This window comes from Chromobacterium haemolyticum (genome assembly GCF_009936155.1).
GTDB lineage: Bacteria > Pseudomonadota > Gammaproteobacteria > Burkholderiales > Chromobacteriaceae > Chromobacterium > Chromobacterium haemolyticum.
This window is the reverse complement of record NZ_AP019312.1, coordinates 1178335-1193296: the sequence shown is the minus strand read 5'-3', so window position 1 is coordinate 1193296 and position 14962 is coordinate 1178335. Positions and strand designations below refer to the sequence as shown.

15 protein-coding genes are annotated in these 14962 nt (G+C 63.4%); 2 read left to right on the top strand and 13 right to left on the bottom strand.

Annotated features, from left to right (window positions below; all coding sequences use genetic code 11):
* Positions 1-49 precede the first annotated feature (49 nt).
* Positions 50-1192 carry an MFS transporter gene (locus GYH29_RS05630; protein ID WP_232060520.1) on the bottom strand — a complete coding sequence of 381 codons (1143 nt, stop codon included), beginning with the start codon at positions 1190-1192 and terminating at the stop codon, positions 50-52.
* A gap of 221 nt (positions 1193-1413) precedes the next feature.
* Between GYH29_RS05630 and GYH29_RS05625 the strand changes: the two genes are divergently transcribed.
* Positions 1414-2316: a LysR family transcriptional regulator gene (locus GYH29_RS05625; RefSeq protein WP_019103885.1), complete on the top strand. Its 903-nt coding sequence runs from the start codon at positions 1414-1416 to the stop codon at positions 2314-2316.
* Here GYH29_RS05625 and GYH29_RS05620 read toward each other — a convergent pair.
* Both GYH29_RS05620 and GYH29_RS05615 read right to left on the bottom strand, forming a co-directional pair.
* Entirely contained in the window at positions 2300-3049 is a 750-nt protein-coding gene (locus tag GYH29_RS05620) for an SDR family oxidoreductase (protein WP_161523340.1), read from the bottom strand. The genes GYH29_RS05625 and GYH29_RS05620 overlap by 17 nt on opposite strands.
* 2 nt (positions 3050-3051) lie before the next feature.
* Positions 3052-3981, bottom strand: coding sequence for a prephenate dehydrogenase (locus GYH29_RS05615; protein ID WP_231138232.1), 930 nt, complete (start codon positions 3979-3981; stop codon positions 3052-3054).
* Positions 3982-4051: 70 nt separating this feature from the next.
* Here GYH29_RS05615 and GYH29_RS05610 point away from each other — a divergent pair, with 70 nt between their 5' ends.
* Positions 4052-4321: a DUF4936 family protein gene (locus tag GYH29_RS05610; protein ID WP_019103882.1), complete on the top strand. Its 270-nt coding sequence runs from the start codon at positions 4052-4054 to the stop codon at positions 4319-4321.
* Positions 4322-4591: 270 nt separating this feature from the next.
* Here GYH29_RS05610 and GYH29_RS05605 read toward each other — a convergent pair whose 3' ends face one another.
* The 10 genes from GYH29_RS05605 to plsX all read right to left on the bottom strand — a co-directional run bounded on the left by GYH29_RS05605 (position 4592) and on the right by plsX (position 14957).
* The gene (locus tag GYH29_RS05605; protein ID WP_161523339.1) at positions 4592-5464 is read right to left on the bottom strand and encodes an EAL domain-containing protein; all 873 of its coding nucleotides are present in this window, start codon (positions 5462-5464) and stop codon (positions 4592-4594) included.
* Between the two features lie 259 nt (positions 5465-5723).
* A complete protein-coding gene (locus GYH29_RS05600; protein WP_161523338.1) occupies positions 5724-6908 on the bottom strand; it encodes a dicarboxylate/amino acid:cation symporter in 1185 nt (394 codons plus the stop codon).
* Between the two features lie 199 nt (positions 6909-7107).
* Positions 7108-7920 (bottom strand): aminodeoxychorismate lyase, encoded by an 813-nt coding sequence (gene pabC, locus GYH29_RS05595; RefSeq protein ID WP_161523337.1) that lies wholly within the window; start codon positions 7918-7920, stop codon positions 7108-7110.
* A complete protein-coding gene (locus GYH29_RS05590) occupies positions 7920-9212 on the bottom strand; it encodes an aminodeoxychorismate synthase component I (RefSeq protein WP_161523336.1) in 1293 nt (430 codons plus the stop codon). The genes pabC and GYH29_RS05590 overlap by 1 nt, the downstream gene beginning before the upstream one ends.
* A 127-nt stretch (positions 9213-9339) precedes the next feature.
* Positions 9340-10581, bottom strand: coding sequence for a beta-ketoacyl-ACP synthase II (fabF, locus tag GYH29_RS05585; protein ID WP_039756356.1), 1242 nt, complete (start codon positions 10579-10581; stop codon positions 9340-9342).
* Between the two features lie 177 nt (positions 10582-10758).
* Positions 10759-10998 carry an acyl carrier protein gene (gene acpP, locus GYH29_RS05580; protein WP_019103041.1) on the bottom strand — a complete coding sequence of 80 codons (240 nt, stop codon included), beginning with the start codon at positions 10996-10998 and terminating at the stop codon, positions 10759-10761.
* A gap of 106 nt (positions 10999-11104) precedes the next feature.
* Entirely contained in the window at positions 11105-11842 is a 738-nt protein-coding gene (fabG, locus tag GYH29_RS05575) for a 3-oxoacyl-ACP reductase FabG (protein ID WP_019103321.1), read from the bottom strand.
* A gap of 53 nt (positions 11843-11895) precedes the next feature.
* Positions 11896-12825 (bottom strand): ACP S-malonyltransferase, encoded by a 930-nt coding sequence (gene fabD / locus GYH29_RS05570; protein ID WP_019103320.1) that lies wholly within the window; start codon positions 12823-12825, stop codon positions 11896-11898.
* A 129-nt stretch (positions 12826-12954) separates the two neighbouring features.
* On the bottom strand, positions 12955-13914 hold the full coding sequence (locus tag GYH29_RS05565; protein ID WP_019103319.1) for a beta-ketoacyl-ACP synthase III: 960 nt from the start codon (positions 13912-13914) through the stop codon (positions 12955-12957).
* A 5-nt stretch (positions 13915-13919) separates the two neighbouring features.
* Positions 13920-14957 carry a phosphate acyltransferase PlsX gene (gene plsX / locus GYH29_RS05560; RefSeq protein ID WP_039756064.1) on the bottom strand — a complete coding sequence of 346 codons (1038 nt, stop codon included), beginning with the start codon at positions 14955-14957 and terminating at the stop codon, positions 13920-13922.
* Positions 14958-14962 lie beyond the last annotated feature (5 nt).

Here is a 14962-nt window from a genome sequence, read left to right as displayed (position 1 = left end):
AAAAAACCCCGCGCCGAATCATCGCCGCGGGGTTTTTCCGTTTTCATCATCAAGCTTGAGGCAAGGGCTGCAGCCGCCGCAGCCCCAGGCTGATCGCCAGCATCGCCGTCAGGCTGGCCGCCAGCACCGCGGCAACACCTTGCCAACCACCCCGCCCCCACATCAAACCGGACAAAGACCCCACCAGGCTGGAGCCCAGATAGTAGGCGCTCAGATAAATGGCCGAAGCCAGCGCCCGCCCCTGCCGCGCCCGCAACCCCACCCAACTGCTGGCCACCGAGTGACCGGCGAAAAAGCCAAAGGTGAACAAGGCGATGCCGGCCACCAGCAGCGTCACGCGGTCGCTCAGGGTCAAGCCCAGCCCCAGCAACATGGACAGCACCATCAGCCACAACACATTGCGCCGGCCCAGGCGGTCCGACAACTTGCCAACCCAGGCCGATGACCAGACGCCGACGATATACAGCGAAAACACCAGCCCCAACAAGCTCTGGCTCATATTGAACGGCGCGGCCAGCAGACGAAAACCCAAATAGTTGTACAAGCTGACGAAACAACCGGACAACAAAAAGGCGCTGACGAACAAGCAGGGCAGCCCGGGGTCGCGGAACAGGCCCTTGGCTTCCCGCCACATGCGGTCCAGATCGTGCCGGCGCGGTTGGAAATGGCGCGACGGCGGCAGGTTGCGCCAGAACAACCAGGCGCCGGCCACGCCAAGCAAGGCCAGTGCCAGCATCGCCCAGCGCCAGCCTAGATGATCGGCCAGCAAGGAAGCGATGAAACGGCCGCTCATCCCGCCCAGCGCGTTGCCGGCGATATACAGGCCCATAGAGTGGCCCAGTGACTTGGCGTCCACCTCTTCGCTCAAATAGGTCATCGCCACCGCAGGCAAGCCGGCCAGAGCCACCCCGAACGCCGCGCGCAGCCACAGCAGATGCTGGAAGCTGTCCGCCAGCGCCGACAGCAACATCAGCAGCGCGCCCAGCGCCAGCGCCGCGTTCATCAAGGGGCGCCGGCCCAGGCGATCCGCCAGCAGGCCGGCGGGAATCAGGCTCAGGGCCAGACTGCCGGTGGCCAGCGACACCACGCCGCTGGAGGCGGCCGGCGACAGGACAAAATCCTGAGCGAACATCGGCATCAGCGGCTGCGCGCCGTAAAGCATGGCGAAGGTGCAATAGCCGCCGACAAACATGGCTCGCGCAGTGGCGCGAAACTCTGAGGTGCCTGCATGCAATTTGACCGGGGGAAGGCAGGGTTCGGACGGCGGCGGCGCGGCGGCGCGAAGGCAGGGAGATGACGAATCGGCGGACATGAAAAGCTTTCAATGCGAAATATGGCTTTGAGCTTAGTCTTGGCCGAAAGCGCAGTCCAATATATATTTAAACATCATTTGATACTTTTAAAATATCAATCATGGAACTACGCCATCTACGCTACTTCGTTGCGGTTGCCGAGGAGCTCCACTTCACCCGCGCGGCCCAGCGCCTGCACATTGGCCAGCCTCCGCTCAGCCAGCAGATTCAGGCCCTGGAATCCGAACTGGGCGTGCGGCTGCTGCGCCGCCACCAGCGCAAGGTGGAGCTGACCGAGGCCGGCCGCCAATTCCTGGGCCGCGCCCAGCGCATTCTGGCCGACGCGGAACTGGCCGCGATGGAAGCCCGGCGCGCCGCGCGCGGCGAAATCGGAGAGTTGAGCATAGGCTTCACCTCCTCTTTGCCGCTGTCCCCCATCCTTCACACCGGCTTGCACGATTATCGCCAGCGCTTTCCGGAAGTGCGGCTCAAACTGCGCGAGATGTTCACCACAGACCAATACCAAGCCTTGCAACAACGGCGACTGGACATCGGCTTCGTGCGCTTCAACGGTCTGGAACCCATGGCGGACATCGCGATGGTGGAATTGCAGCGGGACGCTTTGCGGGTGGTGATCAGCGCCGATCATCCGCTGGCGGGCCTGCCGGCGCTGCGGCTCGAGCAATTGCGCGGGGAGAGCCTGATCGGCTATCCCCAGGAGGCCGGCACCGGCTTGAATACGGTGCTGCGCGAACTGGCGCGCCGCCAAGGCATGGACTGGCGGCCGCGACAGGAGGCGGGCGAGGCGATCACCCAAATCGGCCTGGTGGCCGCCGGACTCGGCATCGCCATCCTGCCCTCTCCGTTGGAATGCGTGCGGCTCCCCGGCGTGTGCTACGTGCCGCTGTTGGACGAGGGCGCTTATCTGGCGATGGGCTTGGCCACCCGTCTGGACGAAGATTCGCCGCTGGTGGCCCAGTTTCTCAATTTGATGCGCGAGCGCTGGCTCAACGACCGCCGCTGACGTCCAGCAAGCTGCCTGTACAGAAAGAGCTGGCGTCGGACAACAGCCAGACAATGGCGGCGGCCACCTCCTCGACCGCGCCGCCACGCCCCATCGGCACGCTGCCGGCCAGGCGCTCCACCCGGCCGGGCTCGCCGCTGGCGGCATGAATGCCGGTATGGATCAGCCCCGGCCGCACGGCGTTGACGCGAATGCCTTCGGCGGCCACCTCCCCCGCCAGGCCCAGGGTCAGGGTATCGATGGCCCCCTTGCTGGCGGCGTAATCGACATACTCTCCGGCCGAGCCCAGCCGCGACGCGGCGGAAGAGACGTTGACGATGGCGCCGCCAACGCCGCCATGGCGGGTGGACATCCGGCGCACCGCCTCGCGACAACAGAGAACGGGACCCAACACATTGCTGCGAAAGACTTGCTCCACCCGTTGCGCCGAGTAATCCTCCAGCCGGCCAATCGGCGCGGTGACGCCGGCATTGTTGACCAGCGCGTCCAGGCGGCCAAAATGCGCCGCCACCGCGTTGAACAAGCCCACGATGTCCGCCTCGAGCGAGACATCTGCGCAAAACGCTTCGGCGTCCGCGCCCGCTTGCCGCAGCTCGGCCACAACCGCCTCCGCTCCGGTTTGGTCAAGGCGGTAATTGACTGCAACGCGCCAGCCCTCCACTGCCGCCAGACGCGCGGTCGCCGCGCCTATGCCGCGCGAAGCGCCGGTAATCAACACCACTTTGACGCCCATCTTCACCCCTTGCGCATGAATTGCTGATGCCAGCGCGTGCGCGCGCCGCGCGCCGCGCCGAAACGCTCCGCCAAGCGCTCTCCGTCCCCCGCCGCCAGCATTTGACGCAATTGGTCCAAACCGGCGCGGTAGCGGTCGAGTTCCTCAAGCAAGGCGTCTCGGTTGGCCAGGCTGATGTCGGTCCACATTTCCGGATGGCTGCCGGCAATGCGGGTGAAATCGCGAAAACCAGTGGCGGCGAAATCAAAGCAGCGCTCGGCATCGGCCTTGCCCGCCACCATGTCGACATAGGCGAAGGCCAGCAAGTGCGGCAGGTGGCTGACGGTGGCGAACACCGCGTCGTGCTCCTGCGCCGTCATGCAGTGGATTTCCGCGCCGCAGGCGCGCCATAGCGCCGCCACTCGCTCGGCGACGGAAGGCAGGGTCTCCGGCAACGGCGTCAGCACGACTTTGCGGTTTTCGTACAAGCCGTACTGCGCGGCGGCGGCCCCGGATAGATCGGAGCCGGCAATAGGATGCGCCGGCACGCAATGCGCCAACTGGTCCGGCAAATGTCGGCGGTACAACTCCACCACGTCGCCCTTGGTGCTGCCGGCGTCGGTAACGACCGTCTCTGGACGCAGCCGCGGCGCCATCGCCGCCATCAGCGCGCCCATCTGCCCCACCGGCGAGGCCAGCAACACCAGATCGGCACGCCCGGCCACCTCGGCCAAATCCTGGCTGATTTCGTCCACCACGCCCAGTTCCAGCGCTCGCTCCAGGTTTTCCCGGGTGCGGCCGACGCCGATCACATGCCGCGCCATCCCGGCGCGCTTCAGCGACAGGGCGAACGAACCGCCAATCAGGCCCACGCCCACCACCACCAGGGTATCCATCCCTTGCTGCACCGCTTCTCCTCTATCCATCGCCTTGGAACCTAGAACGGCTATCATACCTGCCTAGTGTTGGCTGACAACCACTCCGTTGCGACGCATCAAGCGCGCGCCCTGCATAGGACACCCGATGAGCTACAGTTTTTATTGCTATTTCAAGGTCGACACGGACAACGCGCCCCTGCTTGCGCGGCTGCGGGCGCTGCAAGCCGGCGTCCTGGCCCGCGCTGGCGTCGCCGGCCGCCTACTGCGTCGACGCGACGACGCCGGCACCTGGATGGAAGTTTATGAGGAGATAGCCGACGCGGACGCTTTCCGCCGCATCTGGCAGGAGGTCAGCGCCGAATGCGGACTTGCGGCCTTAAGCCGCCATGAGGAGTGGTTTCAGCCGCTGGATTAAGGAGCTGTTCACGATCCGCTGCGCGTTGTGGAGCGTGACACGGTGAGTATCCCTTCGAAATGCACATGCACCGTGTCAGCCGTTTTCAAGGCGATATCGCCGAAGCACAGCAGACTTTGAACTGGTTCTAAGAGCCTGTTCACGATCTCGCGGGCAAGAGCGAGGCAAGGCGAAAACGAGCGAAAAAGCGGAATGTACACGTGGTACATGAGCATTTTGAGCTTGTTTTTAACGCCGTATCGCCGCAGCGCAGCAGATCGTGAACAGGTTCTAAGAAATCGGCCAGCTCAGGGTATCTGCCGGCCGCGCCAAGTGAAATCCCTGGACAAAGTCGCAACCGGCGGCGCGGGCGATGTCCAGTTGCATCTCGCTTTCTATGCCCTCGCCCACCACCTTGGCCCCGTGCAGCTTCAGGATGGCCACCAACTCGGCCAATTTGTCTCGCAACGCCGGCCGCATCAAAGCCCGCCGCATCAGCACCTTGTCCAACTTGACGTAATCAGGCTCCAGCAGCCACACCCGTTCCAGATTGGACGCGCCCTGGCCAAAGTCGTCCAGAGAAATCAGGAAGCCCAGATCGCGGTAGCGTTGCACCGCGCCATGCAGCCGCACCGGATCGCTGACCGCATCCTCGACAATCTCCAGGCACACATGGCTAGGCTGCACGCCCAGCAGTTGCAAGACCTCGGCGAAAAACTGCCCATGCGCCTCGCTGACATTCACCAAGTGCTGGGCATTGACGTTTAGCGACAGCACCAGGCCCGGCGGCGGCGCTTGCAACAAGAAATTGAGCAGATGCAGACAGCGCAGCTGTCGGTCCACATACACGGTGCGGCGCGGCGTGGTTTCCGCGGCGAACAGCACCGTGGGAATCAATTGGCCGCCAAAACGGTCCGACACCCGCGCCAGCGCCTCCACCGACCACAACTTCGGCTCGCCGTCCTGCAAACGGAACACCGGCTGGAAGACGCTGCGAAAGCGCCAGTCCTCGTGCTGTCCGCGCACGCGCTCATCACGCCAGGACAAGGGCTCCTCCTCGAAGCCATGCCGCGCCAGCATCTGATTCAAGCGCGGCAACGCCGCCTGCGCGCGCGGCGCGCCCAGGTCCCAAACCGCCGCCTCACACTCCGCCATCGCCGACATCGCGCCTCCCGGCATGCGCCAAGAAAACAAACAAGAAAAAGGCCGAACATCGTTCGGCCCAAACAGGATACGAGAGAAACCTGCATGCGGTTCCATTGAACCGGCAAACAGAAAAAGGCCGGCTTTCAGGCGACAGCGCCGCCGAAAGCCGCCAGCGCTCTACTGCGCCAGAAAGACCGGCTCAATATACATGGCTCTCTTTATCTCTAAAAATAATTAAATGCTCGTTGTATAGTCCGCATAAATCTATGAGTCGAATTCAGGCTTGCTGCGAAGCCGGCTTGGCTTCCGTCTCCTCCGCCGGCTTTCCCATGATGCGGTCCAGCCACAACGCGATCACGCCGTCGCCAGTGACGTTGCAGGCGGTGCCGAAACTATCCTGCGCCAAATAGAGCGCAATCATCAGGGCCAGGCTGGCCTCGGGGAAATGCAACATGCTGGCCAGGATGCCCAGCGCCGACATCACCGCGCCGCCCGGCGCGCCCGGCGCCGCCACCATGGTCACACCCAAGAGCAGGATGAAGGGGAACATCACATCCCAGCTAGGCACATCCAGGCCGGCCGTCATCAACATCACCGCGGTGGCGCAAGTCACCAGCGTGATGGTGGAACCGCACAGGTGGATCGTGGCGCACAGCGGCATCACGAAATCCGCCACCGGGCCGGAGACTTTCATCTGCTTGGCCGAGCGCAGCGCCACCGGAATCGTCGCCGCCGACGACATGGTACCCAATGCGGTCAGGTAGGCCGGCAGCATATTGCGGATCAAAGACCAAGGGTTGCGGCCGCTGGCGAGGCCCGTCACGGTGTACAGCAGGGTCAGCCAGATCCAATGCATGGCGATGGCCAGCACCAGTACCACGCCAAAGGTCTTCAACGTGGAGAACACGGAGCCGTCGGCCGCCATCTCCGCGAAAACGCAGGCGATATAGGCAGGCAACAACGGAATCAGCACTTTTGCCAACACCAGTTCGACGATGTCCTTGCCTTGATCCACCACTTCCTTGAGGCGCTGCGCGCGGGTGACGGCGATGCCCAGGCCAAACACGAAAGCCAGCATCAAGGCGGTCATCACGTCGAACAGCGGCTTGATCTCCAACGTGAACAAGGCCTTGATCGCCGCCGGCTTATCGGTGGCGTGCACGCCCTGAGCGATCAGCGACGGCAGCACGCCGGAGGAGACGGCGAAGGCCGCCAAACCGGACAGAATAGTGGAGCAATAGGCCAGCCCCACGGTCCAGCCCAGCATCTTGCCGGAGTTGGACTCCAACGCGGCGATGCCGCTCATGATGTAAAACACGATAATCAGCGGAATCATAAAGCCGATGAACTGCCCGAACAGGGCTTTGAAAGTCATCAGCAAGGCCAGCGGCCCATCCGGGGCCCATAGCCCCAGCGCCAGGCCAACCGCCATGCCGGCCAGTAGTTTAAGGATCAATTTCACGGCAACCTCTCTGAGCTTGGTCTTAATGTTGTTCGCGATCCGCGCATGCGCTTGCCGCCATGCCTGGTCCGGACACGGCGCGCCAGTCGGAAGAATGGAATCCGCCCGGCAAGGGCGGCTTGGACAAGAAAGCAGACGCGGTCTGGGCAGGCCTGCCGACAACGCCGGGAACTGCCCTCCCGGCGCCAGGCTTCAACCTTCAGGCTTGAAGCGACAGGCTGTGTTGCAGGGCGCTCAGCAGCGGATGAGGTGTCCAGCTGCGCTCGCCCAAGCGGGTAATCTGCCAGATACCCATCAGGCTATTGGAGAGAAACACCGCATCGGCGTCAATCAAGCGCGACGTGGAAAGTCGCGTTTCAGTAAAAGAGCGTCCGATATCCAAACAATACGCGGTCAACCAATCCCGCACCGCTCCGTTCACACCGCAACGGTCCAGCCTCGGCGTGACGATCGCTTCGCCTTCCAGCACGTAGACATTGCTCATCGTGCCCTCGACCACCCAACCCTCCATGTCCAGCATCAGGCCCTCGGCGACGGCGGGATCTTGCCACTCAGAACGCGCCAGCACGTTCTCCAGCCGGTTTAGGTGCTTGATGCCGGCCAAAGCCGGCTGCAAGGCCAAGCGGGTTTCGCACCAGCGCGCCGTCACGCCCTGTTCAGATCGCTCCGGCGGATAGCCGTTCCAGGCCGCGGCGCTGACGATGCGAGTGCAGGACGGGGCCTCCGGCATCGCATAACCACGCGCGCCTGCGCCGCGGGTCAGCATAATCTTGGCCGCAGCGCGCGGCAGGCCGTCTCCCGCCGCGGCCAATTCCGCCAGCAGCAAGCTCTCCTCCGGCGGGGGCAGACGCAGCCTGCGCGCGTCGTCGCACAAACGCGCGTATTGCCACGCCCACAACCTGGGCTTGCCCTCTCTCAGCTCCAGCGTCCGAAACACGCCGTCGCCGTAGGCCAGGCCGCGATCCGCAGCAGCGACCCCCTCGTCGGCGCGGCCGTTGATCAGCATCGCCATCAGGCCTGCTCCACGCCCAGCGCCCGCAGCAGGCCGCGCGCCTTGTGGCGGGTTTCCTGCAGTTCGCGCTCGGGGTCGGAATCGGCGACGATGCCGCCGCCGGCGCGAAAACGCAGCGAGGCGCCCTCTTGCATGAAAGTGCGGATCAGGATGTTCAAGTCCATGCTGCCGTCGCGGTTGAGGTAGCCAAGGCTGCCGGTATAGGCGCGCCTAGCGCTGTTTTCCAGTTCGCGAATAATTTGCATGGTGCGCACCTTGGGGCAGCCGGTGATGGTGCCGCCGGGAAACAACGCACGCAGCGTGTCAGCCGGACCCACGCCGGAACGCAGGCGGCCTCGAACATTGGATTCGATGTGATGGACATAAGCGTAGCTTGCCACGGCCATCAATTCGTTGACCTCAACGCTGCCGGGCAGGCAAATACGCCCCAGATCATTGCGCTCCAGATCGATCAGCATCACATGCTCCGCCCTCTCCTTGACGCTGGAAATCAACCGTTGCTTCAAGGCGGCGTCTTCCACCGGGTCCTTCGAGCGCGGATGGGTGCCGGCGATCGGCCGCGTTTCCGCCCATCCCTCGCTCACCCGCACCAGTCTCTCCGGCGAAGAGCTGACGATCTGCGCGTCGCCAAAGTCCGCCAAGGCCGAAAACGGCGCCGGGTTGGCGCGGCGCAGAGCGGAGAACAGATCGACGGCGGCCACGCCGGCTTCCAGCTCGGCGCGCCAGCCGCGCGAAATATTCACCTGGAACACATCGCCTTCGTAGATGTAGCGCTTGAGACGGACGACCGCGTCGGTGTACCACTGCGGCGGATCTTCCTCCAAACCCCGCAGGGCCACCGGACGCGGCGCGAACACCGGCGCAGCTTGGGCCAGGCTCAACGCCCGCTGCCACAGTTCGGCGCTTTCCGCCACGATCCAGCCGCAGCCCTCGCGGCGATCCACCAGCACCGCGGCCGGGGTGCGCGCCAACGCCGCCAGCGGGAAGCTGTCCGGCAACGCTTCGGGCACGCTGGGCTCGAACTCGGACAGCAGATCGTAGCCCAGGTAAAGAAAATGCCCGCCGACAAAAGGCAGTTGGTGGCGGTTATCGACCTCTTGCGGCTTGAACTCCGCCAAGCGGCGCAGGAAATCGCCGCCTTCGCCCGCGTAAAACAGCTCGCGCCCGTCTTCCAGCAACAAAAGATCCCAGCCGGTGTCACCGGAGGACATCATCAAGTAGGGAAAGGTTTGCGGATCCGCCGCATGCATCGCCAGCAGGTCCGGCGCAAAATCCAGTTTCTGAGTGAACATCGAGAAAGTCCCGGGCCGGCAGCCCGGCGCAGCTTGCCGCCCGCTTTGACCCGGACGGCGTGAAAACAAAGAAAAACCGCTGCGAGTGTAGCGCAGCGGTTCGGGCTGTCAATCGACAAGACTACGATCAGACGCGCTTGAACACCAGCGTGCCGTTGGTGCCGCCAAAACCGAAGGAGTTGGAGATGCCGATGTCGATCTTCATCTCGCGAGCGGTATTGGCCACGTAGTCCAGATCGCAGCCGGCCTCCACATCCTGATCGTGCAGGTTGATGGTGGGCGGCGAAACCTGGTTGTGCACCGCCAAAATGGTGTAGATCGCCTCCACGCCGCCAGCGCCGCCCAGCAAGTGGCCGGTCATCGACTTGGTGGAGTTGACCACCAGCTTCTTGGCGTGGTCGCCAAAGGCCAGTTTGAGCGCCGTGGTTTCATTGGCGTCGCCCAAAGGCGTGGACGTGCCGTGAGCGTTCACGTACTGCACTTGGTCGGCGTTGATGCCGGCGTCGCGCAGCGCGTTGCTTATGCCGCGCGCGGGCCCCTCGGCGCTGGGCGCCGTGATGTGGTGGGCGTCCGAACTCATGCCGAAGCCGATCAACTCGGCGTAGATCTTGGCGCCGCGTTTGACCGCGTGCTCATAGTCTTCCAGCACCAGCACGCCGGCGCCCTCGCCCATGACGAAGCCGTCCCGGCCCTTGTCCCAGGGACGGGAAGCCGTGGCCGGGTCGTCGTTGCGCGTGGACAAGGCCTTCATCGCGGCGAAACCGCCGATGCCCAGGCGGGAAACCGCGCCTTCGGCGCCGCCGGCCACCATGACGTCTGCGTCACCGTACTGGATCATCCGCGCCGCGTCGCCGATGCAATGCGCGCCGGTGGTGCAAGCGGACACGATGCCGTAGGTCGGACCCTGATAGCCTTTCAGGATGGATACCTGGCCGGCGATCAAATTGATCAGCGAGCCCGGAATGAAGAACGGGCCGATCTTGCGCGGGCCGCCTTCCTGCAAGGCCACGCCGGTTTCCTCGATCAGCGGCAAGCCGCCGATGCCGGAGCCGATGTTGACCCCGACCCGGGTCTTGTCCAGGCCCGGAATATCATCCAGCCCAGCGTCCGCCACCGCCTGCAAGGCCGCGGCGATGCCGTAATGGATGAACAGGTCGTTGCGGCGGGCTTCCTTCGGCGAGATATAGTCGCTGATCTCAAAGCCCTTCACTTCGCCCGCGATCTGGCAAGCCATGTCGCTGGCGTCGAAACGGGTAATCTTGGCGATGCCGCTGTGGCCGGCCAGCAAATTGGCCCAACCGGTGGCGACGTCGTTGCCGACCGGGGACACATGGCCCAGGCCGGTTACTACAACTCTGCGTTTTGACACGAAGAATCTCCGTGAGAGATGGGAGGGCAGTCTCCCGACGAGACCGTCCACGCATTACGATGCCCTACGGTTTGGCAGGGATCAAACGCGCGTTTGGCATCCTCTTGGCAAAAGACCTCTGCGAAGAGACCAGAAGGCTCCGGGCAGAGGTCCTAATACCCCTCGAAAGGGAAGGAATTACTTGTTCAAGTGAGCAGTGACGTAGTCGACGGCTTGCTGAACGGTGGTGATCTTCTCGGCCTCTTCATCCGGAATTTCGCACTCGAACTCTTCTTCCAGAGCCATTACCAGCTCAACGGTGTCGAGGGAGTCGGCGCCCAGATCGTCCACGAACGAAGATTCGATTTTCACTTCGGCTTCGTTCACGCCCAGTTGCTCGGCAACGATCTTCTTAACGCGCGCTTCGATGTTTTCCATTTGTTTAAACCCTTGACCTTTCTGATTCGGGATAACAAAACCCCGGTATTCTACAAAAAAAAATTAGAGCAGCCTACCTAAATCTCCAGGTGGGCCGCAAGCTCGTTCACGGCATCAACATGCCGCCGTTGACATGCAGCGTCTGGCCGGTGATATAGCCAGCGCGATCCGACGCCAAAAACGCGGTGGCGTCGGCGATATCCTTGGCGTCGCCCAGGCGGCCCAGGGCAATCTGCTCGACCAGCGCCGCGCGTTGCGCTTCCGGCAGCGCGCGAGTCATGTCGGTATCAATGAAGCCGGGCGCCACGCAATTGACGGTGATGTTGCGGCTGCCCACTTCGCGCGCCATCGACTTGGTGAAGCCGATGATGCCGGCCTTGGCCGCCGAATAGTTGGTCTGGCCCGGATTGCCGGACACGCCCACTACCGAGGCGATATTGATGATGCGGCCGAAGCGCGCCTTCATCATGCCCCGCAGCACAGCCTTGGACGCCTTGAACACCGATTTCAAATTGGTGTCCATGATGTCGTCCCAGTCCTCGTCCTTCATCCGCATCAGCAAGCCGTCGCGAGTGATGCCGGCATTATTGACCAGGATCGCGATTGCGCCGAACTCTTTCTCGATGGATTCGACCAGCGCGTCGATCGCGCCGGCCTCGGTCACATTCAGCACCCTGCCGGCGCCGCCCTGTGCGGACAGACGCTCATGGATGCTCGCTGCGCCGGCCTCGCTGGTTGCGGTGCCGATCACCACGGCGCCTTCGGCGGCCAGCGCCGCGGCGATCGCCGCGCCGATGCCGCGCGATGCGCCGGTGACCAATGCCACTTTGCCTTGCAGGCTCATTGCAGTCTCCTTATCGTTATTCCCGGCCCCGTCTTGGCGAGGCCGCATTGCATTCAGTTCAGTTCGCCGCGAGCGGCTTCCAGCGCCGCCACATCAGTCAGCGCCAGGCATTTGACGTTGCCGTCGATGCGCTTCGCCAAGCCGGCCAATACCCTGCCCGGCCCGCATTCCGCCATCTGCGTCACGCCATCGGCGGCCAGCTTCTGGATGGTCTCGGTCCAACGCACCGGCATGTACAACTGGCGCGTCAGCGCGTCGCGAATCTGCGCCGGCTCGGTGTAGCTGGCGACGTCTGCGTTGTGCAGCACCGGAATGGCCGGAGCGCTGATGTCCGCCTGTTCCAGCGCCGCGGCAAGCTGCTCCGCCGCGGGCCGCATCAGCGCGCAATGCGAGGGCACGGACACCGGCAAGGGCAGCGCGCGCTTGGCGCCGCGGGCCTTGCACTGCTCCATGGCCCGTTCCACCGCGCCTTTATGTCCGGCGATCACCACCTGGCCCGGCGAATTGAAATTGACCGCTTCCACCACTTCGCCCTGAGCCGCTTCCGCGCAAGCGGCGCGGATGTCCTCGTCGGACAAGTTCAGGATGGCGGCCATCGCGCCGACGCCCACGGGCACCGCGGATTGCATCGCCTCGGCGCGCAGGCGCACCAGTTTCACCGCTTCGGCGAAGGGTAGTGCCGCCGCCGCCACCAAGGCGGTGTACTCGCCCAGGCTGTGACCGGCCACCAGCGTCGGCTGCCGGCCGTTCAACTCCTGCCAGGCCAGGTAAGTGGCGTAGCCGGCGGCCAGCATGATGGGCTGGGTGTTGACGGTGGCGTTGATCTCGTCGGCCGAGTCCGCCTGCAGCATCGCCCACAGGTCGACGCTCAAGGCGTCCGATGCTTCGTCAAAAGTGTGTTTCACCACGGGCAAATCGGCAAAGCCATCCATCATTTTCAAGCTTTGCGAGCCTTGGCCCGGGAACAGAAATGCAAACGCCATAGTCGACTCCTGAGAATTCGACGCAAGAATGACGCAAACCGGCGACGTCTGCCAAGCCTAACGATCAAATATCGCTCAGACTAGTGACCTCACGGTCAGCCGTCGGCGGCTTGCGCGCCAATGTTTGGATCAGATCTTCAACAATACAGCGCCCCAGGCGAAACCGCCGCCTATACCTTCAAGCAACACGGTCTGGCCTCGGCGAATGCGCCCGTCGCGCACCGCGCTGTCCAAGGCCAGCGGAATCGATGCGGCGGAAGTATTTCCCTGTTGCGGCAATGTGACGATCACGCGGTCCATCGGCAAGCCCAAATGCTTGGCGGTGGATTCGATGATGCGCAAATTGGCCTGATGCGGCACCAGCCAGTCCACTTCGCTCTTGTCGACGCCGGCTTCCGCCAGCGTCTTGACGGCGATGTCGGACAAGGCCTTGACCGCGAATTTGAACACAGCCGGGCCATCCATGTGCAGATAGGGCATGCCCTGGATCTTGCCGCCTGAAATCTGGGCCGGGGTGTTGAGAATGTCCTTGTAGCGCCCATCCGCGGCCAGCTTGGCATGCAGGATGCCCGGCTCGTCGGAATCGCCGAGAATCACCGCGCCGGCGCCGTCGCCGAACAGCACACAGGTGCGGCGATCGTCCCAATCCAGCACCCGCGACATGATTTCCGCGCCCACCACCAAGGCGCGACGGGCCATGCCGCTCTTGATGTAGTTGTTGGCGGTCACCAAGGCGAACATGAAGCCGGCGCATACCGCCTGCACGTCAAACGCCGCGCAGCCGGGAATGCCCAGTTTTTCCTGCAGCAAACAGGCGGTGCTGGGGAAGACCATGTCGGGAGTGGTGGTGGCGACGATGATCAGATCGATCTCGTGTTTGTCGATGCCCGCGCTCTGGATCGCGGCTTCCGCCGCCTTGAGCGCGAGATCGCTGGTTTTGTGTTCCTCTGCCGCAATATGGCGCGCGTGGATGCCAGTGCGCGAGACTATCCACTCGTCGCTGGTATCCACGCGTTCGGCCAACTGCGCATTGGTGAGCACCTGCTCGGGCAGAAAGCTGCCGGTGCCTAGAATGCGGGAATAGCCCATGGTTGTCAGTTCGCTTCCGCCTCGGACTGCTTGAGATTATTTAATTGGTGAGCAATCCGGTCGGCGATGTGACCAATCACGTCGGAGCCGGCTTCCTCGCAAGCCTGCTCCAGCGCGTAACGGAATCCTGTGACATCGGTCCCGCCGTGGCTTTTCACCACGATGCCGCGCAGCCCCAGCAAGCTGGCGCCGTTGTAGCGGCGAGGATCAATGCGTTTCTTGAAGAGCTTGAGCACCGGCAGCGCGGCCAGCGCGCACAAGCGCGTCCACCAACTGCGGCCAAACTCTTCTCTCAGGAACACGGCGAACATGTGAGCCAGCCCCTCAGCTGTCTTCAAAGCCACATTGCCGGTGAAACCGTCGCAGACTACCACATCCACCGTGCCTTTACAGATGTCGTCGCCCTCCACGTTGCCGTGGAAATTGAGTTCGGACTGGCGCAGCAGTTCAGCGGTCTTCTTGATATTGTCGTTGCCCTTGATCTCTTCCGAGCCGATGTTCAGCAGGCCCACGCTAGGAGTGGCGATGCCGCTAAGGCACACCACCAGTTCGGACCCCATGATGCCGAACTGCAACAGTTGTTCTGGAGTGCAATCGACGTTGGCGCCCAAGTCCAACACGCAAGACAAGCCCTTGACGGTGGGCAGCATCTTGGCGATGGCGGGCCGGTCGATGCCGGGAATGGTCTTGAGCACGAAACGCGCGGTCGCCATTAGGGCGCCGGTATTGCCGGCGGACACGGCGGCCTGAGCCTCGCCTTCTTTGACCAGATTGATGGCCACCCGCATCGACGAGTCTTTCTTGTTTTTCAAGGCGAGCTGAGGCGCCTCATCCATGCCCACCACTTGGGTGGCGTGCTGGATGCGGATGCGTTCACGCGCGACGCCTTGATGCGCGTCCAGTTCCGCCTCTAGGGCAGGCTGGTCGCCAACAAGAATCAAACGGGTGTCGGGATGGTTCTGCAGGAATTGGATCGATGCAGGGACGGTAACCTTGAGGCCAACGTCACCGCCCATTGCATCAACCGCGACGGTGATAGTCATCAACG